This window comes from Lysobacter sp. DMC97, from assembly GCF_056313745.1.
In genome coordinates, this window is sequence record NZ_JBQUZR010000006.1 from 17,571 (window position 1) to 41,953 (window position 24,383).

21 protein-coding genes are annotated in these 24,383 nt (G+C 70.9%); 10 read left to right on the forward strand and 11 right to left on the reverse strand.

The window, feature by feature from the left end; all coding sequences use genetic code 11:
• Nucleotides 1-44 precede the first annotated feature (44 nt).
• From rsmB to def, 4 genes are all read right to left on the reverse strand, one after another.
• Nucleotides 45-1,340, reverse strand: a complete 1,296-nt coding sequence (rsmB, locus tag ACT53Q_RS13760) for a 16S rRNA (cytosine(967)-C(5))-methyltransferase RsmB (RefSeq protein WP_476187219.1) — start codon at nt 1,338-1,340, stop codon at nt 45-47.
• Entirely contained in the window at nt 1,337-1,585 is a 249-nt protein-coding gene (locus ACT53Q_RS13765) for a hypothetical protein (RefSeq protein WP_476187220.1), read from the reverse strand. The genes rsmB and ACT53Q_RS13765 overlap by 4 nt, the downstream gene beginning before the upstream one ends.
• Nucleotides 1,582-2,514 carry a methionyl-tRNA formyltransferase gene (gene fmt, locus ACT53Q_RS13770; RefSeq protein WP_476187221.1) on the reverse strand — a complete coding sequence of 311 codons (933 nt, stop codon included), beginning with the start codon at nt 2,512-2,514 and terminating at the stop codon, nt 1,582-1,584. Before fmt ends, ACT53Q_RS13765 begins: the two co-directional genes overlap by 4 nt.
• 158 nt (nt 2,515-2,672) lie before the next feature.
• On the reverse strand, nt 2,673-3,191 hold the full coding sequence (def, locus tag ACT53Q_RS13775) for a peptide deformylase (RefSeq protein WP_476187222.1): 519 nt from the start codon (nt 3,189-3,191) through the stop codon (nt 2,673-2,675).
• A gap of 131 nt (nt 3,192-3,322) precedes the next feature.
• Here def and ACT53Q_RS13780 point away from each other — a divergent pair, with 131 nt between their 5' ends.
• The 10 genes from ACT53Q_RS13780 to ACT53Q_RS13825 all read left to right on the forward strand — a co-directional run bounded on the left by ACT53Q_RS13780 (nt 3,323) and on the right by ACT53Q_RS13825 (nt 13,969).
• Nucleotides 3,323-4,495 (forward strand): LysM peptidoglycan-binding domain-containing protein, encoded by a 1,173-nt coding sequence (locus ACT53Q_RS13780; RefSeq protein WP_476187223.1) that lies wholly within the window; start codon nt 3,323-3,325, stop codon nt 4,493-4,495.
• 92 nt (nt 4,496-4,587) lie between these two features.
• On the forward strand, nt 4,588-5,784 hold the full coding sequence (gene dprA, locus ACT53Q_RS13785) for a DNA-processing protein DprA (RefSeq protein ID WP_476187224.1): 1,197 nt from the start codon (nt 4,588-4,590) through the stop codon (nt 5,782-5,784).
• Complete coding sequence (locus tag ACT53Q_RS13790; RefSeq protein WP_476187225.1) at nt 5,781-6,254, forward strand: DUF494 family protein; 474 nt, start codon at nt 5,781-5,783, stop codon at nt 6,252-6,254. The genes dprA and ACT53Q_RS13790 overlap by 4 nt, the downstream gene beginning before the upstream one ends.
• Before the next feature lie 180 nt (nt 6,255-6,434).
• Nucleotides 6,435-7,226, forward strand: coding sequence for a DUF4339 domain-containing protein (locus ACT53Q_RS13795; RefSeq protein ID WP_476187226.1), 792 nt, complete (start codon nt 6,435-6,437; stop codon nt 7,224-7,226).
• A 10-nt stretch (nt 7,227-7,236) separates the two neighbouring features.
• Complete coding sequence (locus tag ACT53Q_RS13800; protein ID WP_476187544.1) at nt 7,237-7,773, forward strand: pilin; 537 nt, start codon at nt 7,237-7,239, stop codon at nt 7,771-7,773.
• Between the two features lie 26 nt (nt 7,774-7,799).
• Entirely contained in the window at nt 7,800-8,705 is a 906-nt protein-coding gene (locus ACT53Q_RS13805; protein WP_476187227.1) for an RDD family protein, read from the forward strand.
• Between the two features lie 37 nt (nt 8,706-8,742).
• Nucleotides 8,743-9,669: an RDD family protein gene (locus tag ACT53Q_RS13810; protein ID WP_476187228.1), complete on the forward strand. Its 927-nt coding sequence runs from the start codon at nt 8,743-8,745 to the stop codon at nt 9,667-9,669.
• A gap of 291 nt (nt 9,670-9,960) precedes the next feature.
• Nucleotides 9,961-12,525 (forward strand): DNA topoisomerase I, encoded by a 2,565-nt coding sequence (locus ACT53Q_RS13815; RefSeq protein WP_476187229.1) that lies wholly within the window; start codon nt 9,961-9,963, stop codon nt 12,523-12,525.
• 92 nt (nt 12,526-12,617) lie between these two features.
• Nucleotides 12,618-13,331: a DUF4124 domain-containing protein gene (locus ACT53Q_RS13820; RefSeq protein ID WP_476187230.1), complete on the forward strand. Its 714-nt coding sequence runs from the start codon at nt 12,618-12,620 to the stop codon at nt 13,329-13,331.
• 2 nt (nt 13,332-13,333) lie between these two features.
• Entirely contained in the window at nt 13,334-13,969 is a 636-nt protein-coding gene (locus ACT53Q_RS13825; protein ID WP_476187231.1) for a DUF4124 domain-containing protein, read from the forward strand.
• A 50-nt stretch (nt 13,970-14,019) separates the two neighbouring features.
• Here ACT53Q_RS13825 and ACT53Q_RS13830 read toward each other — a convergent pair whose 3' ends face one another.
• The 7 genes from ACT53Q_RS13830 to ACT53Q_RS13860 all read right to left on the reverse strand — a co-directional run bounded on the left by ACT53Q_RS13830 (nt 14,020) and on the right by ACT53Q_RS13860 (nt 24,349).
• On the reverse strand, nt 14,020-15,459 hold the full coding sequence (locus ACT53Q_RS13830) for a S8 family serine peptidase (RefSeq protein WP_476187232.1): 1,440 nt from the start codon (nt 15,457-15,459) through the stop codon (nt 14,020-14,022).
• A 137-nt stretch (nt 15,460-15,596) separates the two neighbouring features.
• Nucleotides 15,597-17,243, reverse strand: coding sequence for a S8 family peptidase (locus ACT53Q_RS13835; RefSeq protein WP_476187233.1), 1,647 nt, complete (start codon nt 17,241-17,243; stop codon nt 15,597-15,599).
• A gap of 142 nt (nt 17,244-17,385) precedes the next feature.
• Nucleotides 17,386-19,194 (reverse strand): M4 family metallopeptidase, encoded by a 1,809-nt coding sequence (locus tag ACT53Q_RS13840; RefSeq protein ID WP_476187234.1) that lies wholly within the window; start codon nt 19,192-19,194, stop codon nt 17,386-17,388.
• A gap of 267 nt (nt 19,195-19,461) precedes the next feature.
• Nucleotides 19,462-21,366, reverse strand: a complete 1,905-nt coding sequence (locus ACT53Q_RS13845; protein ID WP_476187235.1) for a M4 family metallopeptidase — start codon at nt 21,364-21,366, stop codon at nt 19,462-19,464.
• 161 nt (nt 21,367-21,527) lie between these two features.
• Entirely contained in the window at nt 21,528-22,079 is a 552-nt protein-coding gene (locus ACT53Q_RS13850; RefSeq protein ID WP_476187236.1) for a hypothetical protein, read from the reverse strand.
• A 104-nt stretch (nt 22,080-22,183) separates the two neighbouring features.
• Nucleotides 22,184-23,362, reverse strand: coding sequence for a hypothetical protein (locus ACT53Q_RS13855; protein WP_476187237.1), 1,179 nt, complete (start codon nt 23,360-23,362; stop codon nt 22,184-22,186).
• 138 nt (nt 23,363-23,500) lie between these two features.
• Nucleotides 23,501-24,349: an alpha/beta fold hydrolase gene (locus tag ACT53Q_RS13860; RefSeq protein WP_476187238.1), complete on the reverse strand. Its 849-nt coding sequence runs from the start codon at nt 24,347-24,349 to the stop codon at nt 23,501-23,503.
• Between the last annotated feature and the right edge of the window lie 34 nt (nt 24,350-24,383).

Below are 24,383 nucleotides of genomic sequence, written 5' to 3' on the forward strand. Positions count from 1 at the left end.
TCCCACAGGACGGGTCGCAGGATGGATCGATCGCGACCGGCCGGTCAGGCTCGCTTGCGCAGCCTCGCGTAGAAGAACCCGTCCATGCCGTCCTCGCCGGGCAGGCGCTGGCGACCGGCGCCGGCGACATGGCCGAAGCGGGCGTCGAGCGGTTCGGCGATGGCGTCCGGCGTGCGCGACAGGAAGGCGTCGACCTGCACCGCGTTCTCGCGGGCCAGCAGCGAACAGGTCGCGTAGACCAGCGTCCCGCCCGGTGCCAGCACGGGCCAGAGCGCGTCGAGCAGCGCCATCTGGGTCGCGACCAGCGCATCGAGATCGGACTCGCGCCGATGCAGCAGGATGTCCGGCTGCCGGCGCACGATGCCGGTGGCGGAGCAGGGCGCATCGATCAGCACGGCGTCGAAAGCGATTCCGTCCCACCAGTCGGGCGGATAGGTGGCGTCGGCGGCCTTCAGTTCGACCGCGGCGCCCGGCGCGACCCGCGCCAGCGTCTCGGTGGTGCGTCGCAGCCGGCGGGCGTCGATGTCGAGTGCGGTGATGCGCAGCGAGGGGTCGCGTTCCAGCAGGTGTGCGGCCTTGCCGCCGGGCGCGGCGCAGGCGTCGAGCACGCGGGCGCCGGGCGCGAGGGCGAGTGCATCGGCCACGGCCTGCGCCGAGGCGTCCTGCACCGAGACCGCGCCGTCCCCGAAACCCGGCAGCTCGGCCACGGCGCGCGAGGTGTCGAGGCGCAGGGCGTCGGGCAGCGCGTCGTGGGCGACCGCGTCGATGCCGGCCTCGCGCAGTCGTTCGAGATAGGCGTCGCGCGTGCCGAGGCGGCGATTCACCCGCAGCCACAGCGGCGCCGGCGCGGCGCTGGCGGCGAGGATCGCCTCGGCGTCGTCGGGCCAGTCGCGGCGCAGTTCCGCCAGCAGCCACGCCGGCCACGCCTGCGCCGGATCGGCGGCGGGCAGGCCTTCGCGCTGGGCGCGGCGGAGCAGGGCGTTGACCATGCCGGCCTGGTGCGTGCGGCCGAGCGCGCGCGCCGCTTCGACCGTCGCGTCGAGCGCGGCGTGCGCCGGCAACTGCAGCGCGTCGAGCTGGGCGAAGCCGACGTACAGCAGCGCCTTCAGCGGATCGTCGCGGCGGGCGAGCGGCTTCGCGACCCAGGCGTCGAGCGCGGCAGCGTAGCGCGCGCGTTCGCGCAGCGCGGCGAAGCAGATCGCCTCGACCAGCGCACGGTCGCGCGGATCGTCCAGCGTCGGCAGCGCCTTCGCGAACTCGGCCTTCAGCGAACGGCCGCGATGCAGCACCGCGTCGAGGACGCGCGCGGCGGCGAGGCGGGGGGCGGTGCCGGAAGTCATCGGGTGTCCTTCGCAATCAGTTCGAGCGCTTCGGCGTGAAATGTCGCCAACCATAGCGTACGGCCATCTTCGTCCACGCACTCGCACTCGAACCCGTCCGGATGGCCGAGTGCATGCAGCACCTCCACGACGGTGGCCTCGTCTCCGATGCGGGGCGGGCGCGTGTCATCGCCGAAGTCACGCCACGGCACCACGCCCTCGACGGACAGTACGCACACGCCATCGAATGCGTGGAATGCGCTCATGCCGATGCCGCCACGAGATCCCGCCGCGCGTTCAGATAGTCGGCCGCGGTGATCGCCTTGCCGCCTTCACGCTGCAGCACGCGGATGCGCAGCGCGCCATGGCCACAGGCGATGTCGATGCCGTCGCGCCCGGCCGCGAGCACGGTGCCCGGTGCGCGCCCGTGGGCGATGTCGAGCGCGACCGCGCCGTGGATGCGCACGCGCTCGCCGGCGAGCGTCGCTTCGGCGATCGGCCACGGGTTGAACGCGCGCACCTTGTTCGCCAGCGCGGTCGCGGGCTGCGTCCAGTCCAGCTTCGCCTCGTGCTTGTCGAGCTTGTGCGCGTAGGTCACGCCGGCTTCGGGCTGCGGCTGCGCGACCGGGACGATGCCCACACGCAACAGGCCGAGGCCGTCGGCCAGCACCTGCGCGCCGAGTTCGGACAGGCGGTCGTGCAGCTGGCCGCCGGTGTCGTCGGGCCCGATCGCGACCTTCTGCGACAGCAGCACCGGGCCGGTGTCCAGGCCCTTCTCCATCCGCATGAGGCAGACGCCGCTTTCGGTGTCGCCGGCCTCGATCGCGCGCTGGATCGGCGCGGCGCCGCGCCAGCGCGGTAGCAGCGAGGCGTGGACGTTCCAGCAGCCATGCGTCGGGATGTCGAGGATCTTCTGCGGCAGGATCAGGCCGTAGGCGACCACGATCATCAGGTCCGGCTTCAGCGCCCGCAGCGCATCGCGCGCGACCTGCGTCTTCAGCGTTTCCGGCTGCAGCACCTCGATCCCGCGCTGCAACGCCTCCAGCTTCACCGGCGAAGCGGCGAGCGCGCGCCCGCGGCCGGCAGGCCGGTCGGGCTGGGTGTAGACCGCCACCACCTCGTGCTGCCGCGCCGCGGCGCGCAGACAGGGGACGGCGAAGGCCGGCGTGCCGGCGAAGACGATGCGGAGGGTCATGTGGATTCCTGACGGATACCGCCATCGGTGCGGCGGGATTCGATCGCCGACTTCTGATGCGTGGCGCTCGGTAGAGCGGGCTTCAGCCCGCTGTGGATTGCCCGGTGGAATCGCAGCGGCCTAAAGGCCGCTCTACCGGAGGCGATCGGGCGTCACACTCACGCCGCCGACTTGGCCCGCCGCGCCTTTTCCAGCTTCTTGCGGACCATCTCGCGCTTCAGCGGCGAGAGGTAGTCGACGAACAGCTTGCCATCGAGGTGGTCCATCTCGTGCTGGATGCAGATCGCCAGCAGGCCGTCGGTCTCCAGCTCGAACGACTGGCCGTCGCGGCCGATGGCCTTCACGGTGATGACGTTGGCGCGGGTCACGTCGGCGAAGATGCCGGGCACCGACAGGCAGCCTTCCTGGTAGACCTGGTGGCCGTCGGCGACCGCGATCTCCGGGTTGATGAAGACCAGCGGCTGGTTCTTCTCCTCGCTGACGTCGATGACCATGAAGCGGCGGTGGTCGTCCACCTGGCTGGCGGCCAGACCGATGCCGGGGGCCGCGTACATGGTCTCGAACATGTCGTCGAGCCGGGTCTGGAAGTCCGGAGAGGCGATTTCGGCGGCCTCCACGGCCCGGGCCTTGGTCCGGAGCCGGGGGTCGGGGAATTCGAGAATTGAGAGGGACGTCATGTTTGCGTCGATGGGGGCGGGCGAAAGGCCCATTCCGGGCCATTGTACCCGCTTCCGACTTGCCAACGGCCGGGATTTGTGGGCTATAGTGCGGCCGTTGTGTTGGGGAAAATCCCAAGGGGAGCAAGTAGATGGCCAGCATCCTTAAGCGCTTTTCTCACCGTGTGAAGGTGGCAGGCGCGATTGCCCTTCTGACCGTGGGCACCTATGCGGTGGCCCAGGAGGAGTTCCGTGGCGACCACCCCGACACCTATGTGGTGAAGCGCGGCGACACGCTGTGGGACATCGCGGGGCGCTTCCTGAAGCGGCCGTGGCTGTGGCCGGAGATCTGGCAGGCCAACCCGCAGATCAAGAATCCGCACCTGATTTACCCCGGCGACGTCATCAGCCTGGCCTACCTCGACCGCGTCTCGGTCCTGCCCGGCCCGCGTAACGACGGCGGCGGCCCCATCAACGCCATCCCGCTGTCCGAGATCGAGGCCTACCTGCGCGACCTGCGCGTGGTCGACGAGTTCAAGACCCTGCCTTATGTCGTCGGCATGGAAGAAGACATCGCCCGCGGCGTGCAGGGCCATCTGGTCTACGTCCGCAACCTCGATTCCGCCCAGCTCGGCCAGCGTTACGCCATCGTCCGCCCGACCCAGCGCTACGTGCGCATCGGCAAGCGCGAGTGCTGCGACCTGCTGACCCGCAACCATTACGACTACCGCGGCGGTCTGGTCCCGGGCTTCGGCACCGGCTGGAGCGACACCGCCGGCGCCGACGTCGGCCACGAGTTCCTCGGCAACGAACTGCTGCGCGTCAACGCCGGAACGGTCGTGAAGCTGCGCGAGGGCAACGTCGAGGCGACCACGCTGAAGCTGGACGACCGCAACGTCGAAGTCCGCGTCGGCGACCGCCTGATCCCGGTCGATGCGCAGCCGTACGACCTGCAGTTCTTCCCACACGTGCCGAAGCAGCCGCTCGACGAGAACAAGGCCCGCGTGCTGGCGGTGGCCAACTCGCTGACCAGCGGTGGCCCGCGCGACGTGGTCGCGCTGTCGGTCGGCGCGCAGGACGGCATCGACAACGGCACCGTGCTGTCGATCTGGCGCCAGGGCTCGAACACGGTCGACCGCGTCGAAGCCGGCTACTGGCGTGGCGAGGAGACGGTGTCGAAGGGGTCCCGCGTGCAGCTGCCGGACGAATACGCCGGCCACGTCATGATCTTCCGCACCTTCGACAAGGTCAGCTACGGCCTGGTGATGCAGAGCACCAAGCCCAGCCGCGTCGGCTACCGCCTGAAGGGTCCGGACGCGAAGTAACGCGGTTCGGCATGCCGTAATCGGAATTCCCTGACAGCACAACGCGAAGGCGCCCGAGGGCGCCTTCGTCGTGTCCGGGGCAGGCTGTGGGCATGGACACGCTCGATGCCGACACCGAAGCCCTGCTCGCCCTGCTGCTGCCCGGCGGCGCCACCGCGCCGCGGCGCGACCTGCTCGATGCCCATGGCGGTCCCGCGGCCGTGCGCGCCCTGCCGCGGGCGCGCTGGCGCGAGGCCGGCCTGGACACGCCGCAGATCCGCGCGCTCGAAGGCGAGCCTGGGGCGCTCGAGGCCGACGTGCTGGCCCGCTGCCGCGCCTGGCTGCGCCAGCCCGGGCACCGGCTGGTCGGCTGGCACGATCCCGACTATCCGCCGCTGCTGCGCCGTGCCGGCAGTCCGCCGCTGGCGCTGTTCGTCGACGGCGACCCGGTGCGGCTGTGGCATCCGGCGGTGGCGGTGGTCGGCAGCCGCGGGCCCACCGCCGGTGGCCGCGACAACGCCCGAGACTTCGCCCGGGCGCTGGCGCGGGCGGGGTTTGCGGTGACCAGCGGGCTCGCCGCCGGCGTCGATCGCGCCGCGCACGAGGCGGCGCTGGCTGCGGACGGCCTGACCGTCGCCGTGCTCGGCACCGGCCCGGACGTACCGTACCCGCAGTCCCACGCCGGGCTGATGGCGGCCATCGCTCGCACCGGCGCGGTGGTCAGCGAGCATCCGCCGGGCACCGCCGCCCGCCGCGAACACTTCCCCAGCCGCAACCGCATCCTCGCCGGGCTGACCCTCGGCACGCTGGTGATCGAGGCGGCGACCCGCTCCGGGGCGCTGATCACCGCCCGCTTGGCCGCCGATGCCGGGCGCGACGTGTTCGCGCTGCCGGGTTCGATCCACAACCCGATGGCCCGCGGCTGCCATCGGCTGATCCGCGACGGCGCGATGCTGGTGGAATCGGCGGACGAGGTGATCGCCGCGCTCGGGGCCTGGGCCGGGGCGCTGCGCGGCGAGCTGCAGCGCCGGCTGCAGGCCGCGGGCCCGGTCGCGAGGCCCGCGGCGCTGACGCCCGCGGCATCGCCTGCCGACGATCCCGACCACCACCGGTTGTGGTCGGCACTCGGTCACGACCCCAGCACCATGGATCAACTGGCCGAACGCACCGGATTGACGGCCGCGGCCCTCTCCTCCATGCTCATCGGCATGGAGTTGCAGGGGCGGGTGTCGGTCGAGCACGGTCGTTACTGCCGACGCTCCACCTCCTTCCTTTCCAGTGCGCCGACCGGCGCAAGTCAGGGGACATGAAAGAAAGCATCCTCGACGTCCTGCTTTACCTCTTCGAGCACTACTTCGCCCAGGACGAAGACCTCGCCGGGGATCGGGACTCGTTGCAGAACGGCCTGCTCCAGGCCGGTTTCAGCCCGGCCGAGATCCACAAGGCCTTCGACTGGCTGGACACCCTCGCCGCACGCCGCTCCGAACCGGTCGCGCCCCGCGCCGACGGTCCGGTGCGCGTGTTCTTCGGTGCCGAGCTGGACAAGCTGGACGTCGATTGCCGCGGGTTCCTGATGTTCCTGGAGCAGCAGGGCATCCTCGACGCCGACCAGCGCGAGCTGGTGGTCGATCGGGCGATGGCGCTGGACCAGGATGAGCTGGACCTCGACGACCTGAAGTGGGTCGTGCTGATGGTGCTGTTCAACCAGCCGGGCTCCGAAGCCGCCTACGCCTGGATGGAGACGCAGATGTTCGAGGACGACGGCGAGCGGGTGCACTGACGCCGCCGGCGTGAGGCGTGCCCGTCCGGAGCGCGCCTCTTCGGAGCACGCCTGTCCGGGAAAGCGCCACGTCCGGCGCCCGCGCGTGGCGCCGTGCGGGGAAATTCTGGGACACTGCCCGTGCGCACTGCGCCGCCGGAGGTCCCCGGCCGGCGGCACCGCGGCGAGATTGGGGGAAGCATGACCGATTGGTACTACCACGCACCCGGCCAGGGCCGGGTGGGTCCGTTGAGCGCGGATCAGATGCAGCAGCTGTACCGCGATCGCGTGATCGTGCGCGACACGCTGGCCTGGCATGAAGGCCTGCGCGAATGGCAGCCGCTGGATCGCCTGATCGAGGAACTGGGCCTGACCGGCGTCAAGCCCGATCCGACGAAGCCGCCCCCGGCGCCGCCCCCGCGGCCGGCCGCGGCCACTGCCTCGCATGCGGCGCGGCCGAGCGTGCCCGTGGAGCCGCCGCCGTCCCGGCGCAATGGCTGCCTGATCGCGTTGGCGGTCGTCGGCGTGCTGGGCCTGATCCTGGTCGCGCTGATCGCGGCGCTCGCGCTGCCGGCCTACAACGACTACGTGAAGCGGGCGAAGGCGGCACAGGCCGCGCAGTCGCACGGCGACGGCGTGTTCGACGCCCGCCGCCTGGACAAGACCGACGCGCTGGCGCGCGACCTGGTGACCGCGGCGATGGCCGAGTTCTACGTCGCCAACGGCAACGTCTGCCCCGACGAACTGGAGTTCGAGAAGCTGATGGTGCGCGAGCGGCGCTTCCAGGGCGGCGAGGACGGCTGGTTCAACCTGACGCCGACGCGGCCGGCCGGCGGTGTCTGCGCGTATCGCGTGGAGTTCCTCGGCCTCGGTTCCGAAGTGAAGGGCCATGCCGTGCAGTACGACGTGATCCCCGGCGGCGATGCGGTCCGCATCGACTGCCGCAACCTCGACCTGCCGGCGGGCGCCATTCCGCCGCGCTGCGGAGCCTGATCCGGTGCACATGCCGCCCCCGCTGCCCGCCTCGCCGCCGCCCGCCATGCCGCAGCAGGCGCCGCCGCCCCGCAAGGGCCTGTCCGGCTGCGTCATCGCCCTGATCATCGGCGCCGTGGTGGGCGTGTTCGGCATCTTCATCATCGGCATCCTCGCCGCGATCGCCATCCCGCAGTACCAGGAGTACGTGGTGCGCTCGAAGATCGCGGGCGCCTACGCCACCGTGCAGGGCCTGCAGCCGCAGGTCGATGCCTGGCGCGAGGCCAACGAGGCCTGCCCGGGCAACGCCGACGTCGGCGAGGCCGAGGACGCGACCCTGCCGCTGGGCACGTCCGACAACGCCAGGGGCCAGGCGCACCTGACCGTCGGCAACTTCGACAGCGGCGAATGCGCGATGGAGCTGCGTTTCGAGGGCCTGGGGCCGGCGGTCGACGGCAAGACGCTGGTGGCGGTCTCCGACAAGGGCCGCTGGCGCTGCGACGCCGGCACGCTCGATACGCGTTACCTGCCGCCGTCCTGCCGCCCCGCCGGTGCCACCCGTCCCTGACGACTTCGATTCCCGGATCCGCCCCCATGACCGATTGGTACTACAGCGACGCGCAGCGCACCCAGCACGGCCCGGTGTCCGCGTCGGACCTCGCCGCCCTCCACGGCCGCGGCCAGCTGCCGCCGGACACCCTCGTCTGGCGCGAAGGCATGTCCGCCTGGCGCCCCTGGCGCGAGATGCTGCGCGAGGTGATCGCCGGCGGCATGCCCGAGGACCCGCAGGCCGAGGCCTTCGTGAAGGCGGCCGAGGCCGCGCCGGCCGACGGCGCCTACCGGCCCTACGCCATCGCCGAGCCGACGCCCTACGCGCCGCCGCAGGCGCGGATCGAGGACCGCGCCGCCCCGGTGCACGGCGGCCACGTCGTCTACGCCCGGTTCTGGAAGCGTTTCGCGGCCTCGGTGATCGACAATTTCCTGCTCGGCATCATCGGCGGCGTCCTCGGCGCGATGGTCGGGATCGGGCGTCTGGGCGCCGGCAACTACAGCACTGCCTATTCGACCGCGGACGCCGTCCTGCAGATCGTGTCGCTGCTGATCGGCGGCTGCTATTTCGGCGCGATGTATGCCTCGTCCTCGCAGGCCAGCCTCGGCAAGATGGCGGTCGGCATCAAGGTCGTGCGCACCGACGGCACGCCGATCACCTTCTGGCGCGGATTCGGCCGCTATTTCGCCACGCTGCTCAGCACCTTCACGCTGATGATCGGCTACCTGATGGCGGCCTTCACCGCCCGCAAGCAGGCGCTGCACGACATGGTCTGCGACACCCTGGTGGTGGACAAGTACGCCTACACCGACCAGCCCGAACTGCAGTCCGAGGAACTGGGCACGGTCACCATCGTGATCCTGATCCTGTTCGGCCTGATGATGCTCGGCCTGCTCGCGCTGATCGTGGTCGCGGGCGTGGCGCTGACCTCGATGATCGGCGGCCATTGACCCGCTGCCCGTCCCTTTCCTTCAAGGTGTTTCCGACATGAGCGAGTGGTACTACAGCGACGCCCAGCGTCTCCAGCACGGCCCGGTGTCGGCCAGCGATCTGGCGGCCCTGCACGCCCGCGGCCTGCTGCCGCCCGAGACGCTGGTGTGGCGCGAGGGCATGGGCGAGTGGCGGCCGTGGCGCGAGATGATCCGCGAGGTGGTGGCCGGCGGTGCCCCGGGCGATGTGCAGGCGGAAGCCTTCGTGCAGGCCGCCGAGGCCGCGCCGGCCGACGGCGCCTACCGGCCCTATGCCATCGCCGAGGCTTCGCCCTATTCGCCGCCGCAGGCGAAGCTGGAAGCGACCGAGACCGTGGTCCAGGGCGGCCGCGTGGTCTACGCCGGGTTCTGGAAGCGCTTCGCCGCCTACTTCATCGACTCGTTCGTGGTCACCATCATCAGCTACGCGCTGCTGATCCCGCTGGGGATCGTCGCCGGGGTCGGCATCGGCGCCACCGCCTCCTCGAACGACCCGTTCGCCAGCGGCGCGGGCATCGCCTTCCTCGGTGCCATCTACCTGCTCTCGATCGCCGTCCCGCTGATCTACTTCGCCTGGATGCACTCGTCGAAGCACCAGGCCACCCTCGGCAAGATGGCCATCGGCATCAAGGTGACCCGTACCGACGGTGGCCGGGTCAGCTTCTGGCGCGCCTTCGGCCGCCTGTTCGCCACCTTCCTCAGCGCGATCATCGTGTACATCGGCTTCATCATGGCCGGCTTCACCGAGCGCAAGCAGGCGCTGCACGACATGGTCTGCGACACCCTGGTGGTCGACAAGTACGCCTTCACCGACCATCCCGAGTGGCAGCGCGACGAGCTGGGCACGGTGACCATCGTGGTGATGGCGCTGGCCGGGCTGGCGATCCTCGGCATGCTGGCCCTGTTCGGCATGATGTTCGCGGCGCTCGCCGGCGGGGTGCACTGACCCCGGCCGGCAGCGGTGGCGCGGCCCGTCCGGAAGACGGCGCCGGCCACCGTCGGCAGGGCCGGACGGTGTCGTGCAGGTTGCCCGGCCCCCGTCTCCCGGGAGGGAAGCGATACCCACTTCGACTTCCGGACGCTTGACAGGGAGCGCCCGGACATGACACGACTAAAAAAAGAGAACTGACCGACGCCCGGGCCTCCCCCGGGCGTCGCCTTCTGGTCCGGGGCCTGCCCCGGACCTCGCCGTCGGCCCCCGCAAAGGCGCCGCGGCCCTTCCGGATCCCCACCCGAAATGCCCAAGAACCTCCTCATCGTCGAGTCCCCCGCCAAGGCCAAGACGATCAACAAGTACCTCGGCAAGGACTTCCAGGTCCTGGCCTCGTACGGCCACGTCCGCGACCTGGTGCCGAAGGAGGGCGCGGTCGATCCCGACCGCGGTTTCGCCATGCGCTACGAGCTGATCGACAAGAACGAGAAGCACGTCGAGGCCATCGCCAAGGCCGCCAAGGCCGCCGACCACCTCTTCCTGGCGACCGACCCGGACCGCGAGGGCGAGGCCATCAGCTGGCACATCGCGGAAATCCTGAAGGAGCGCGGCCTGCTCAAGGACCGCACACTGGAGCGGGTGGTGTTCACCGAGATCACGCCGCGGGCGATCAAGGAGGCGATGGCCCACCCGCGCCAGATCGCCGCGCCGCTGGTCGACGCCCAGCAGGCCCGCCGCGCGCTGGACTACCTGGTCGGCTTCAACCTTTCCCCGGTGCTGTGGCGCAAGGTGCAGCGCGGCCTGTCCGCCGGCCGGGTGCAGTCGCCGGCGCTGCGCATGATCGTCGAGCGCGAGGAGGAGATCGAAGCCTTCGTCGCCCGCGAGTACTGGACCATCGAGGCCGAGTGCGCGCATCCGTCGCAGGCCTTCACCGCGAAGCTGGCGAAGCTCGACGGCAAGAAGTTCGAGCAGTTCACCGTCACCGACGGCGACAGCGCCGAGGCCGCGCGCAAGCGCATCGTCGCCGCCGCCAACGGCGTGCTGCAGGTCACCGACGTCGCCAGCAAGGAGCGCAAGCGCCGGCCGGCGCCGCCGTTCACCACCTCCACGCTGCAGCAGGAAGCCGCGCGCAAGCTCGGCTTCACCACCAAGCGCACCATGCAGGTCGCGCAGAAGCTGTACGAAGGCGTGGCGATCGGCGATGAAGGCACGGTCGGCCTGATCAGCTACATGCGTACCGACTCGGTCAACCTGTCGATGGACGCCATCGCCGAGCTGCGCGACGTCATCGCCCGCGATTACGGCACCAAGGCGCTGCCGGACAAGCCGAACTTCTACCAGACCAAGTCGAAGAACGCGCAGGAAGCGCACGAGGCGGTGCGCCCGACCTCCGCGCTGCGCACCCCGGCGAAGGTGTCGCGCTTCCTCAGCGACGACGAGCGCAAGCTCTACGACCTGATCTGGAAGCGCAGCGTCGCCTGCCAGATGGTGCCGGCCACGCTCAATACGGTCAGCGTCGACCTCGCCGCCGGCACCGCGCACAGCTTCCGCGCCAGCGGCACCACCGTGGTCGACCCGGGCTTCCTCGCCGTGTACGAGGAAGGCAAGGACCAGAAGACCGCGGATGACGAGGACGAGGGCCGCAAGCTGCCGGCGATGAAGCCCGGCGACCGCGTGCCGCTCGACCGCGTCCACGCCGACCAGCATTTCACCCAGCCGCCGCCGCGCTTCACCGAAGCGGCGCTGGTGAAGGCGCTGGAGGAATACGGCATCGGCCGCCCGTCCACCTACGCCTCGATCATCCAGACCCTGCTGTTCCGCAAGTACGTCGAGATGGAAGGCCGCAGCTTCCGCCCCAGCGACGTCGGCCGCGCGGTCAGCAAGTTCCTCTCGGGCCACTTCACCCGCTACGTCGACTACGACTTCACCGCCAAGATGGAGGACGAGCTGGACGCCGTCAGCCGCGGCGAGGAGGACTGGGTCCCGCTGATGGAGAAGTTCTGGGTCCCGTTCAAGGAACTCGTCGACGAGAAGAGCGAATCGGTCGATCGCAGCGAAGCCACCGGCGCGCGCGAACTCGGCACCGATCCCAAGTCCGGCAAGCCGGTCAGCGTGCGCCTCGGCCGCTACGGGCCGTACGCGCAGATCGGCGACAAGGACACCGACGAGAAGCTCGACTTCGCCTCGCTGCGTCCCGGCCAGTCGATGCACACCATCACGCTGCAGGAAGCGCTGGAACTGTTCCGCCTGCCGCGCAAGCTCGGCCAGAACAACGGCGAGGAGGTCAGCGTCGGCATCGGCCGCTTCGGCCCGTTCGCCAAGCGCGGCGCGACCTACGCCTCGCTGGCGAAGGAAGACGATCCGTACACGATCGACCTCGACCGCGCGGTGTTCCTGATCGAGCAGAAGGAAGAGATCGCCCGCAACCGCATCCTGCTGGCGTGGGAAGGCAGCGACGTGCAGGTGCTCAACGGCCGCTTCGGCCCGTACATCAGCGACGGCAAGCTCAACGGCAAGATCCCGAAGGATCGCGAGCCGAAGTCGCTGACGCTGGAAGAGGCGACGCAGTTGCTGGAGACCACCGGCAAGCCGGCGCGCCGCGGCTTCGGCGCGAAGAAGGCCGCGGCCAAGAAGGTCGCCGCCAAGAAGGTCGCCGCCAAGCCGAAGGCCGAGAAGGCGCCGGCCGCGAAGAAGGCCCCGGCGAAGAAGGCGGCGACCAAGAAGGCCGCCGCGAAGAAGACCGTCGGCAAGGCCGCGGCGAAAAAGGCCCCGGCCCGCAAGGCCGTCGCCCCGCCGCCCGCGCCGGCCAAGCCGCTGATCACCGCCAACCCGGTCGTCACCCCGGGCAAGCGGGTGGTGAAGAAAGCCTGATCGCGACGCCCGGCCCAGGCCGGGCTGAACCGCATCCGCCGCCGGTCGTCCGGCGGCTTTCCCTTGCCGGCGACCCGTTGCACGATGGCGCCATGCGCGCCCGATCCGTCCTGTTCCCGGCCCTGTTCCCGGTCCTGCCGCTCGTCGCGGGCGCCGTGCTGTCCGCGGCGCCGGCGCTGCCTGCCCGGGCCGGCGACGACGTGGTCATCTACCGCTGCACCGGCGCCGACGGCCGCCTGACCCTGCGCGATTCGCCCTGCGACAAGGGCCAGCGCCAGGAAACCCGCACCATGCTGCGGCCGAAGGATCCGGCGCCGCGTCCGGTCGTTACGGCGCCGGCCGGCCCGCAGGCGCCCGGCATCGTGACGCGCGAAGTGATCGTGCTGAACGCGCCGCGGCCGATGTACGAATGCGTCACTCCCGACGACCGGCGCTACCTCAGCGACAGCCCCGAGGGGAATCCGCGCGAAGTGCCGATGTGGACGCTCGGCGCGCCGCTGTTCGGCCGGGTGCCGGTGAACGAGCCGGGCCACGTCGACTTCCAGGTCGAGAACGGCCGCGTCAGCGGCAACTACCGCAGCGGCAGCATCGGCACCGCGATCGTCCCCACGCCCGCCGCGTACGGCGCCACCACCTGGGTCCGCGACGCCTGCTACGCGCTGCCGCAGGCCGACGTCTGCGGCCGCCTGCGCGACCGCCGCGGCGAGATCGGCCGCCGCCATGCCATCGCCCAGCCGTCCGAACGCGCCGAGCTGGCACGCGAGGAGCGCAGCCTGGTGGCCCGCATCGACCAGGACTGCCGCTGACCATGCCCGCCTTCCGCTTCGTCGCCCCGGCCTGCGCGCTGGCGCTCGCCGCCCTCGCGTTCTCGTCCGCGAGCTTGGCCGCGACGCCCGCCGGCGGTATGGTCATCTACCGCTGCGTCGATCCCGCCAGCGGCGCGGTGACGCTGCAGAACGACGTGCCCTGTCCGAAGGGCCAGCAGCAGACGGTGCGCAACGTCGCGCCGCTGCCGGCGTTCCGGCCGCCGCCCGTGGCTCCGCCGGCCCCGCGCCCCGATCCCAAACCGACCACGCCGCCGCCTCCGCCGGTCGCCGCGGAACCGCCACCCCCGGCGGTCCGCACTTCGCCGCCGCCGCTGTTCCAGTGCCGCACCTGGGACGACAAGGATTACCTCGGCGACACCGCCGAGCCGCCGGCCTCGTGCGTGGCGCTGGAGACGGTCGGCATCGACGGCAGCGCCGCGCTCGCGGCCGGGCAGGCCTGCGAGATGCGCCGCGACACCTGCACCGCCGTGCCCGCCGAGCAGCTGTGCGTGGCGTGGAAGAAGCGCGTCGACGAAGCCGAGTTCCGCTGGAAGATCGCCGGCGGCCGCGACGGCGAGCAGAAGGCCGAGTTCGAGCGCGTCTCGCGCGTCTATCGCGGCAGCACCTGCGGCGGCTGAGTTTGCCCTGCTGCCCGCACGCGCGGCGATGCCGCGCATGCGGGCGAGCGTCAGCGCGTTCCGGCGGGTGCCAGCACGAGCGGGACCGCGGTGTTCACGGCGTTTTCCGCGTTGACGATGCCGGTGCCGATCGGCTTGTCGGGCGTCACCGGGAAGGCAGTGACGTGCGTGCGCAGGTGGGTCGCCAGTTGGCTGCCGGTGAAGGGCGGTTGCGCCAGCGCGATCCGCCGCCCTTGCACCAGCGCGGCCACGCCCGCCACCAGCGGCGCGGCGGAAGACGTGCCGTTGTAGCTGGCGTAGTTCTCCGCGCCCTGATTCAGGGCGCCGCTGTTGAGCGTCGACAGGATGCCCACGCCCGGGGCCGCCAGGGCGACACCGGTGCCGGAGTTCGAGAAGCCCGCGCGCGCCCCGGTATTGGTCACCGCGGCCACGACCATGACGCCCGTGCAGTTGGCCGGCTGGTAGCCGGTGATGGCCGCATTTGCGTTCCCGGCCGGCACGATGACCAGGCTGCCGCGGGCGCTGGCGCCGTTGAGCGCGGTCTGGAGCGCGATCGAGCACGTGCCGGCGGCGCTGAGGCTCAGGTTGATCACCCGCGAGGGCGTGGCGTTGGCCGGGATCCCGGCCACGGTGCCGCCCGAGCCCCAGGTGATCGCGTCGGCGACGTCGGAGATCGTTGCGCCGCACGGCCCCGAGACCCGCAGCGGCTGCACCCGCGCGCCGAACGCGGTGCCCGCCACGCCCAGCGCGTTGCCCGTGCGCGCGGCGATCAGGCCGGCGACGTGCGTGCCGTGCCAGCTGCTGTTGCGCGGAGAGAGGGCGTAGCAGGGACTGCCGAAGGTGGTGCCGTCGCCTTCGTCGTTCGGATTCGCGTCGCGGCCGTTGCCGTCGCGGGCGTTGACGGGATCGCTGATGAAGTCGTAACCCGGGGCGATGTTGGCGTTGAGGTCGCTGTGCGGCGCGACGCCGGTGTCGATCACCGCGACCGTCACGCCGACGCCGGCGGTGAGGTTCCAGGCGTTCGGCGTGCGGATCCCGGCGGGCAGGCCGGCGTAGTGCCATTGCGACGCGTACAGCGGATCGTTCGGCGTCATGGCCGGCCACAGGCGCCCGTCGACCTCGACGAAGGCCACGTCCGGATCGGCCGCGAGCCGGCGCATCAGCAGCGCGGCCTCGACCCGGTCCAGCGCGCGGCTGGTGCGCACGACATCGGCACCGATGCCCAGCCGGCGCACCCGCTGCGCGCCCGGCGCGACGCCGCGCGCATCCGGCGCCACCGCCTGCGCGGCGCGGGCCAGACCGCGGTCGATGGCGGCCCCGGAGGCGGCGGTCGCGCTGCCGGGGCGGTACTGCACGATGAACTGGTCGAACGCGGTGTCGGCGGCGAGGCCATCGAGACGCGCTTCGCCGGCGTGGGCCGGCGCGTGACCGAGGGCGAGCAGCAGGGCGGCGCCGAGCGAGGCCCGGCGCAGCGAGACGAGGGAAGACATGCGGCGCTCCTTTTCCGATGCGGGGACGCGCGGGCGCGACGATCCGGACGGGACCGTCCGTGGTCCGCGGGCGCCGGGGCTCCGGCGCGTCCTCAGGATGCGCGCCGGACGATGCCCGCGACTGTGACTCGCGTCTCTCAGTCGTCCAGCGCCTGGCGCAACGCCGCCGAACCGCGCCGGCGCAGCAGCGCGTCCGGACCCGCCGCGGGCGTCGCACTGCGCTTGCTCGCGCGCGCCGGTCGCTTCGCGGTCCCGGCCGCCACGAACGCCGCGCGCACCGCCGGGTCGGTGGCGACGAAGAACTCGATCTCGTCGATCAGGCTCGGCGGCGCGGCCGCGCGCGACGCGCGGGTGGCGCGGGCGGTCGCATGCGGATCGCCGTACAGCGCCGCGACCGCGGCGGCGACCTGCGCCGGCGTCAGTTCGGGCAGGTGTCGCTGCAGGCGCGCCCAGTCGGTGTCGGCGGTGGCGCGCGTCGGCGCACGTAGCGCGCTGCGCAGCGGCACGCCGCCGAACGCGGGCAACGTCGCCGCCAGCAAGGCTTGGCCATCGGCGATGCCCGGGCCGTAGCGGTCGGGTTTCCAGCCCGCCGGCGTGCGGCAATGCGCCTGCAGCAGATCGCGGAACACCGACGCCAGCCGGCCGCCGTAGCGCTGGCGCAGCGCCGCGCCGCCGCCGTGGTGTTCCAGCCACAGCGCGCACAGGCCGGCGACGGTGGCGGTGGCGTACGACGTGCCGTTGCTGCGGCCGGTGTCGAACACCGTGCGGCCGCCGCGCACGTGCGACCACGCGCGCCAGACCGATTCGCCCGGCGCGGTGATGTCGACCGCCGCGCCCGATGCGGAGCCGCTCCACGGCTTGTCGAGCGCGTTGCTGCCGGCCACCGCGATCACGCTGTCCAGCAGCGCGGGGAAGATCACCATCATCGTGTGGTTGCCGGCGGCGCCGAAGAGGATGCGGCCGTCGGCGACCAGCGCATCGGTGGCGCGCGAGAGCGAGCGTCCGGCCCACGGGCCGCCGAGGCTCATCGACACCAGGTCGCAGTCGCGGTCGCGGCAGCGGTACAGCGCGCGGATCAGCCGCGTGAAATCGAAATGGATCACCGAACCCGACACCCGCATCGGCGCCAGCGAGGCGCCGGGCGCGATGCCGGACAGCTCGGGCGTGAGGCCAGCGAAGATCACGCTGCCGGTCGCGGTGCCGTGGCCGGAGAAACTGCCGGTCATCGGGTCGTGCGCGTCGAGATCATCGTCGACGAAGTCGTAGCCGTCGGTCGCGCGCAGGCGAGGGCCGAGGATCAGCGGATGGTCGGTGTAGCCGGTGTCGGGATGGCCGATGCGCACGCCGCGTCCGCTCGCGCCGGTGTCCGCGCGTGCGAGATCCGCACGCACCGCGCGCGTGGACCAGTCGCGCGGATCGGAGCCGGGCAGGTCGGCGCCGCCACTGCTGCTGGCGCGCAGGGAATTCTTCGTGGTCGGCGGGGGATCGACGCGATAGCCCACCGCGGGTTCGGCATCCGCCACCAGCGGATGCGCGCGCAACGCGTGCACCGCGTTCCAGGCGCGGCCGATGTCGACGCGGCGACCCTCGGCGAACGCCACCTGCACGTCGCTGGCGCCCTTGCCCAGCGGCGTTCCGGACGTGCCCGCCGCGACCAGCGCCGCGAACGCCGGCACGTCGGCGCGCAGCCGCGCCAGCACCTGTCGCCGTTCGGCGGCGGAAAAGGACTCGCCCAGATCGAGGACGAGGCCGTGGAGGTCGTAACGCGCTGCGGATCCGGCCATCGTCTGCTCCTTCAGGGTGCCGCGCGATGTGGCGACCGCGACAGCTTACGCCGCGCGCGGCCGCCTTCGGCATCACCGCCAGCGCACACGGGGTGCGCCGGCGGATCGCTTCACGTTGGATCGATCACGCAGGTTCGACCGATCAGGGGATCGGGCCGGACGGGCAGGTGAAGGTCTTGGTGCTGGAGACTTCGCCGTAGAAGTTGCCCACCCGCACCGTCACCGACGGACGCGAACCGCTGGTGCAGCGGCCCGAGTACGTCGCGGTGTGGGCGCCGTTCGGCCAGGTCGCGACGGCGTACGTCGGCGAGCTGTAGGTCACGTGGCAGTAGTACGTGCCGCCGCCGCTCATGCCCGAGTCGGGGCAGACGAAGCTGGTGATCGTCGGCAGCGTGCCGGTGTCCGAACCGCCGCAGGTCGCGCCCACCGCACTGAACGCCGCGGTCACGTTCGCCACGCTGTAGCCGTAGTCGGCGGCCGCGGTCTGCACGCCGCACACGCCCTGGTGGAAGGTCGTGCTGGCCGTCCAGTACAGGTCGTTGGCGCGCGCGAACACCTGGAACGCCTTCTGCGTGTTCCAGCCCGCCGTGGTGGCCAGGTTGTAGAACGCCTTGTTGTAGATGCCCGACGAGTAGTGCACGTCCAGGCCGTAGTAGAAGTTCGCGGTGTTGGCGATCGACTTGCCGTCCAGGGTCGGGTTGTTCATGTAGCGCAGCGCGCCGGTGCCCTTGGTGATGTCGTAGCCGACCTTGAAGTCGTTCGTGCCGCGCATGTAGTACTCGGCGGCCTCGCCGGCGATGTCGGAATAGGCTTCGTTTATGCCGCCCGACTTGCCGGAGTAGGTCAGGTTCGAGTTCTGCGCGGTGAAGCCGTGCGAGACTTCGTGCGAGGCCACGTCCAGGCCGACCAGCGGATAGAACGTGGTGGCGCCGTCGCCGAAGGTCATCGACGAACCGTCCCAGAACGCGTTCTCGTAGTTCGTGCCGTAGTGGACCTTCATCACCAGCTGGAAGGTCAGCGGCGACTTGCCGATGTAGGCGTTGTACATGTTGAACACGACGCCGCCGAAGTAGTGGGCGTCGTTGAGCGGCGAGTACGCGCCGTTGATGGTCTTCACGGTGTTGCGCGGACAGGTGTACGAATACGCCGTGGTGCCGGTGGTGCCGCCGTTGAGGTTCACCGTCTTCACGTTGGTGTTGTTCATCGTGCACGTGGTGCCCGACTGGGTCACGTCGAGCTTGCCGTAGTTCGTGCCGTATTCGTACTGGCCGATCTTGGCGTTGCCGCCGGGGCCGGTGCCGACCAGCGCATGCTGCAGGTTCTCCATCTGCGCCAGCACGTGGCCGGTCTCGGCATCGACGACGATGGTCGGACGCGTCGGCGAGCCGCCGCGGGTGGTGTCGGCGAAGTAGGTGACGACGTACGCCTTGCGCGCGTGGCCGGCGTCGTCGATGTGGATCGCCAGCGTCGCCTGTTCGTCGCGGGTGCGCATGAAGCCGATGCGGTTGCCCAGGCCGGCGCTCTTGGCGATCGACAGGGCGCGGGTCGCGGTCAGGCGCTGCTTGCCGGCGGGGATCTCCGAGGCGAGGCCGTCGACCTTCTGGCCGAACAGGGTGCGGACGTTGCCGGCGGCGTCTTCGTTGACGACGATGCTTTCGCCGAAGATCGGCAGGCCGCGGAAGGTCTGCTGGTAGCGGGTGCTGTGCACGCCGAGGCTGCTCTTGCGCGAGAGCAGCAGCAGGCGCGAATCGGCGTCGAGGCCGAGGGCGCGTTCGTGGCGGGCGTGGACCGTGCCGGCCACGCCGGCCTTGGCGACGGACGCATTGGTGCGCGCGACGGCGGCGGTGTCGACCTGCTGCAGGTCGGTGCGGAGGGCGGCGGACGCCGTGCCGGCGGCGAGGATCGCGGCGGTCGCGACGGCGAGCGGAGCGATGCGATGGAAGCGATGCATGCGGGACTTACTCCTTGAATACGATGGGTTGGCGGCGATGAGGCCGCCCCTCGCTAACGTGGCCGGCCCCGGTCGGTTGACGTGCCCGCGTGTGCGGGCCACGGCACTCGGTCCGGAGGGCCAACCGGGTCGGCGATGCGGGGCGTCCGCATCCCGGGAAGGATGCGACGGCGCGGTCTCGCCGGTTGCGACCGGTGGGACGCGACCGGCGCGCGACGGTCCCCGCGGGCACGGGGACCGTCGATGTGCGGAAACGCGATCGCGGGATCAGTGGCAGCAGGTGCGGGTGTTCCACAGTGCCCGGCCGGACGACGAGTAGACGACGGCGTTGCCGTCGTTCTGCACCGCGAGGTAGGCACCGGGGTTGCCGTAGGTACTGGTGTGCCAGACGGCCTGGTTGCTGCCGTTGTAGACCACCAGGTTGCCGTCGCCCTGCATGGCCAGGCGATGGTTGCTGCCGAAGACGTAGTTGGCCCACAGCGCGCGCACGCCGTTCTGGTAAAGCACCAGGTTGCCGTCGCCCTGGATGACCATGGAGAAGCGCCCGTCGCAGGACGTCACCGATCCGCCGGTGGCGAGCGTGGTCCCCGGCGTCATGATCCCGCAGCCGCTGGGCGGCGTGGTGCCGCACGACGCACCGACGGCGCTGAACGCCGCAGTCACGTCTGCGACGCTGTAGCCGTAGTCGCTGGCCGCGGTCTGCACGCCGCACACGCCCTGGTTGAAGTTGGTGCTCGCGGTCCAGTAGAGATCGTTGGCGCGCGCGAACGCCTGGAACGCCTTCTGCGTGTTCCAGCCCGGCTTCGTCGCCAGCAGGTAGAACGCCTTGTTGTACACGCCCGAGCTATAGTGCACGTCCAGCCCGTCGTAGTAGCTCGCCGTGTTGTCGATCGAACGGCCGTCCAGCGGCGGGTTGTACATGTAGCGCAGCGCGCCACTGCCCTTGAAGATGTCGTAGCCGACCTTGAAGTCGTTGCTGCCGCGCATGTAGTACTCGGCCGCCTCGCCGGCGATGTCGGAGTAGGCTTCGTTGATGCCACCGGACTGGCCCGAATACGTCAGGTTCGAGTTCTGCGAGGTGAAACCGTGCGAGACCTCGTGCGACGACACGTCGAGGCTCACCAGCGGATAGAACGTGCTGGCGCCGTCGCCGAAGGTCATCGACGAGCCGTCCCAGAACGCGTTCTCGTAGTTCGTGCTGTAGTGCACCCGCATCGTCAACTGGAACGTCAGCGGCGGCTTGCCGATGTAGGCGTTGTACATGTTGTAGACGACGCTGCCGAAGTAATGCGCGTCGTTGAGCGGCGAGTACGCGCCGTTGATCACCTTCACGGTGTTGCGCGGGCAGGTGTAGGCGAAGGCCGTGCTGCCTGTCGTGCCACCGTTGAGGTTCACAGTCTTCACGTTGGCGTTGTTCATCGTGCAGGTCGTGCCCGACTGCGCGACGTCCAGGTAGCCGTAGTTCGTGCCGTACTCGTACTGGCCGATCTTGGCGTTGCCGCCCGGGCCGGTGCCGATGAGCGCGGTTTCGAGCGCGTTCCACTGCTTCAGCACGCGACCGTTGTCGGCGTCGACGATGACGGTGGGCCGCATCGGCGAGCCGCCGCGGGCGCTGTCGGCGAAGTAGGTCATGACGTACGCCTTGCGCGCGCGGCCGGCGTCGTCGACGTAAATCATCAGCGGCGAAGCTTCGTCGCGGGTGCGCATGAAGCCGACACGATTGCCCAGGCCGGCACTCTTCGCGATCGACAGTGCGCGATTGGCGGCAAGCCGCGGCTTGCCGGCGGGGATCTGCGCGGCGAGGCCGTCGAGCTTCTGCCCGAACAGGGTGCGCACGTTGCCAGCGGTGTCTTCGCTGACGACGATGCCTTCGCCGAACACGGGAAGGCCGCGGAAGGTCTGCTGGTAGCGGTGGTTGCGCACGCCGAGCGTCGACTTGCGATCGAGCAGGACGAGCCGCGAATCGGCGTCGAGGCCGAGCGCGCGTTCGTGGCGGGTGTGGACGGTGTCGGCGGCGGCGGCCTTGGCGAGGGCGGCATTGCGCTGGGCGATGCTGCCGGTGTCGGCGGCGTGCAGGTCGGTGCGGGTGGCGGTCGCCGCGGAGGCGGTGGCGCTGGCGAAGAGGGTCGCCGTGGCCAGTGCGAGCAGGTGGAAGCGGGGTATCCGAGTCATCGAACGTTCTCCATGAGGTCGATGGGCCGACCGCGGCGCGGCCGGCGGTCCGCATCCACCCCCTGACGGATGCGCGATGCGGTCCTTTCCGCATCGGCGGCAGCATCGGACAAATGCGTCCCGGGAAATGAGACGCCGGTCACCCGGACGATCGGTTCTGTCTATCGATCGGGCGCGAAGCGGTGCACCAGCGCTTCCATCCGGATGGCCAGGCCCGTGGCCCGCAGCTCGAACCCGGCGACGCGGGTCAGCAGGTCGACGGCGGCATCGAGGTCGCCGCCGCCGAAACGGTCGTGCAGGCGCCCGGCCTCGGCGCGGAGGGTGTCCGAATCCGCGAAGAAGGCCTGGGCGTCGCGGGCGAAGACGCCCAGTTCGTCGCGCTCGACCGGGGCGAGGTCCCTCGCCACGGCATGCAGGCGGGGCACCTGCACCAGCAACTGGCCGCCGATGTCGTCGTGGAGCCGGGCCAGGGTGGCCGGCAACGCGGCCAGCTGCCGGCGCAGGGCCATTTCCAGCGGCGCCGGATCGGCCCCGGCGTCGCGCAGCAGGTGCAGGACGGCGGGGTCGCCCGCGCCGGGGAAGGTCGCGGCGTCCAGCGCCACCACGATCGCCGGCGTGCCCCGCGCGTCGCGGGCGTCGGGATCGCCCCCCGCGGCCAGCAGCCGGCGGACCTCCGCCACCTGTTGCAACCGGATCGCCTCGAACAGGTCCATGCGCGCTCCCGTGGCCGCCGCGCGGCGTGCGCGGCATCGCATACGGAAAAACGTGCGAAACCGGCGGGAGCGGCAATCCGCGCCCGCCGGCTTCCGCGCCCGCGCTACTGGCAGGCCGCCTTGATCTTGTCCAGATCGCCGGTGGCGACCGCGGCCCGGCAGGCTTCGGCCTTGGCCTGCTGCACGGCGAGGGTGTTGAGTTGCTGGAGGCTCTGGACCTCGGCTTCGGTGAGGCTCTTGCGCCGATTGAGGCCCGAAAGCAGGGCGTCGGAATATCCCTTCAGGATCTCGGCTGGCAGCTTGACCAGACCGAGCGCATCGCCACCGGCATTGATGTCGTACAGCGTGGGTGAGCCGTTCTCGAAACCGACCTTCCATGTCGTGTTCGCGAAGAGCGTGCTGGGGATCGCCAGGAATTCCACAGGTGAGTGCTTCGTCACCAGCGAGAGGTAGTAGATCTTCCCCGCGGAATTCTCTTTCAGATCGACGACTTCGATTTCGAACGGCAGCTTCTGGCGATAGAAGAATCCGTGGTTGAGGTCGTTTGCGTCGCGCGCATGACGCCACGTGACATTTGGAATGGCCGGACTTGCATTTTCTGCCGATTCGATCGCCTTGGGCCCGGATGCGCCGTCAAGGGAGATATGAACGTCGATGTCACAGAGCGACATGTCCGTGAGCGTCTTGTGCTCGTCCACGCTGAACGTCCAGACATACTTCCCGGGCATGCCACAGGGGTCTTTTGTTGCTTGGTTGCTCCATGCAGCCAAGCTCTTCGTGTCTGCACCGAGTCCGGCGAGCGCACCGAAGAATTCCGAGACGGCGGGGGTCGTCGAGCCGCCACCCTCGCCCGACAGCAGCCCGTTCGCGTTGACGCGGACGGTCAGCGCGTTCGTGCCGAGATGATTGCGCCTGTACTGCGCGACGTACCGGGCGGAGAGGTCCGCGAATTCCGGGGAGGCGGCCAGGTCGATCTTGCGAACCATCTTCTTCGGCTTGTCGCAGGCCGGGGCAGCCTTGCCGTCGTCTTCGCCACCGTCTTTCGCGTCGCCCTTTGCAGTGCCGGCCTTGGTGCCGGCGCTTTCCTTCTTGCAGGGATCCTCCACACTCACCGTCAGCGTGAGTACGAGCCGCTGGGTGGGCAGGTAGTAGACGATGCCGCCCGGGTACTCCTTTTGGGAATCCGGAGCACTGATGTCGACCGACCGGATCGACGCGCAGCCTGCCGTCATGGCAAGCAGGGCGCCGATCATCGCCAAGGTGGGCCTTCCGATATACCGCATGACAGCCTCCTGTTCCGCATTCACGAGTGAGGTGCAGGAATAGCAGGGGCATGCGCGGCGCACGGGATCACGTGCGCATCGCTGCGGTCGGGGTTGGGGATGTGGCGCCCGCCGCGGCGAGTGGGTGGCGATGTCGCCTCAGCCGCCGTCCGGGAAGCGGCTGCGGCACCAGTCGGCGACGGTGTCGATCAGCGCGGCCTGCTGGGCGAGCGGGGTGAAGGTGTGGTTGGCGGCGTCGAACAGGCGCACGTCGATCCGGCCGCGCAGGTCGGGGAAGGCTTCGAACAGCTGGTCGGCGTGGTTGAAGCGCACGCCCTGTGCGGCGGTGTAGATCGCGAGCACGCGCACGCCGCGGTCGGCGAGGGCGCGCAGCTGGCGGCCGTACTCGGCCTGCGGCGGCGGTTGGCGGCTGCCTTCGCTTTCGGCGTTGCCGTCGCCGGCGGGGCGTGTCCGGCGCAGGCGGCGGGCGATGCGCGCCGGCAGCGTCGCCCAGAAGCCGGGGCGGCCCAGCCGGGCACGCAGGGCGCGGCGCCGCGCCTGCGGGGTGGCATAGGCCGGCGGATCGACCAGCACCAGGCCGACGATCCGCGGGTCCGTGGCCGCGGCGGCGAGGGCGTTGTCCGCGCCCGAGCACAGGCCGAACACGATCGCGCCTGCGGTAGGATGTGCGGCTGCCGTCACGGTATCGAGGGCGGCCCGGAGGTCGGCGACCGCGCTGGTGCGGAAGTCGATGCGGTCGGGGATCGGGCCGCTGTCGCCGATGCCGGACAGGTCCATGCGCAGCGTGCGGTGTCCGGCCTCGGCCAGGCGCCGGGCCAGGCGCACGTGCAGGCGATGCGGGCCGATCCGGTGGATCACGCCGGCATTGACGATCAGCACGTCGGGCACGGCGCGCGGTGCCGGCGGGTCGGTCGCGATCGCCACGAGCGGCCGCTCCGGCCGCAGCGGGACGACGCGCTCGCGGGCCTGGGCCTGCGGAGGGGACATCGGGAAAACCTGTGCCGGTTGCCTGATCCAGGCG

What these genes read in the sequence shown, in the direction of transcription:
- rsmB (WP_476187219.1), bottom strand. Translation starts at nt 1,340, where the DNA reads ATGACTTCCGGCACCGCCCCCCGCCTCGCCGCCGCGCGCGTCCTCGAC.
- ACT53Q_RS13765 (WP_476187220.1), bottom strand. Translation starts at nt 1,585, where the DNA reads ATGAGCGCATTCCACGCATTCGATGGCGTGTGCGTACTGTCCGTCGAG.
- fmt (WP_476187221.1), bottom strand. Translation starts at nt 2,514, where the DNA reads ATGACCCTCCGCATCGTCTTCGCCGGCACGCCGGCCTTCGCCGTCCCC.
- def (WP_476187222.1), bottom strand. Translation starts at nt 3,191, where the DNA reads ATGACGTCCCTCTCAATTCTCGAATTCCCCGACCCCCGGCTCCGGACC.
- ACT53Q_RS13780 (WP_476187223.1), top strand. Translation starts at nt 3,323, where the DNA reads ATGGCCAGCATCCTTAAGCGCTTTTCTCACCGTGTGAAGGTGGCAGGC.
- dprA (WP_476187224.1), top strand. Translation starts at nt 4,588, where the DNA reads ATGGACACGCTCGATGCCGACACCGAAGCCCTGCTCGCCCTGCTGCTG.
- ACT53Q_RS13790 (WP_476187225.1), top strand. Translation starts at nt 5,781, where the DNA reads ATGAAAGAAAGCATCCTCGACGTCCTGCTTTACCTCTTCGAGCACTAC.
- ACT53Q_RS13795 (WP_476187226.1), top strand. Translation starts at nt 6,435, where the DNA reads ATGACCGATTGGTACTACCACGCACCCGGCCAGGGCCGGGTGGGTCCG.
- ACT53Q_RS13800 (WP_476187544.1), top strand. Translation starts at nt 7,237, where the DNA reads ATGCCGCCCCCGCTGCCCGCCTCGCCGCCGCCCGCCATGCCGCAGCAG.
- ACT53Q_RS13805 (WP_476187227.1), top strand. Translation starts at nt 7,800, where the DNA reads ATGACCGATTGGTACTACAGCGACGCGCAGCGCACCCAGCACGGCCCG.
- ACT53Q_RS13810 (WP_476187228.1), top strand. Translation starts at nt 8,743, where the DNA reads ATGAGCGAGTGGTACTACAGCGACGCCCAGCGTCTCCAGCACGGCCCG.
- ACT53Q_RS13815 (WP_476187229.1), top strand. Translation starts at nt 9,961, where the DNA reads ATGCCCAAGAACCTCCTCATCGTCGAGTCCCCCGCCAAGGCCAAGACG.
- ACT53Q_RS13820 (WP_476187230.1), top strand. Translation starts at nt 12,618, where the DNA reads ATGCGCGCCCGATCCGTCCTGTTCCCGGCCCTGTTCCCGGTCCTGCCG.
- ACT53Q_RS13825 (WP_476187231.1), top strand. Translation starts at nt 13,334, where the DNA reads ATGCCCGCCTTCCGCTTCGTCGCCCCGGCCTGCGCGCTGGCGCTCGCC.
- ACT53Q_RS13830 (WP_476187232.1), bottom strand. Translation starts at nt 15,459, where the DNA reads ATGTCTTCCCTCGTCTCGCTGCGCCGGGCCTCGCTCGGCGCCGCCCTG.
- ACT53Q_RS13835 (WP_476187233.1), bottom strand. Translation starts at nt 17,243, where the DNA reads ATGGCCGGATCCGCAGCGCGTTACGACCTCCACGGCCTCGTCCTCGAT.
- ACT53Q_RS13840 (WP_476187234.1), bottom strand. Translation starts at nt 19,194, where the DNA reads ATGCATCGCTTCCATCGCATCGCTCCGCTCGCCGTCGCGACCGCCGCG.
- ACT53Q_RS13845 (WP_476187235.1), bottom strand. Translation starts at nt 21,366, where the DNA reads ATGACTCGGATACCCCGCTTCCACCTGCTCGCACTGGCCACGGCGACC.
- ACT53Q_RS13850 (WP_476187236.1), bottom strand. Translation starts at nt 22,079, where the DNA reads ATGGACCTGTTCGAGGCGATCCGGTTGCAACAGGTGGCGGAGGTCCGC.
- ACT53Q_RS13855 (WP_476187237.1), bottom strand. Translation starts at nt 23,362, where the DNA reads ATGCGGTATATCGGAAGGCCCACCTTGGCGATGATCGGCGCCCTGCTT.
- ACT53Q_RS13860 (WP_476187238.1), bottom strand. Translation starts at nt 24,349, where the DNA reads ATGTCCCCTCCGCAGGCCCAGGCCCGCGAGCGCGTCGTCCCGCTGCGG.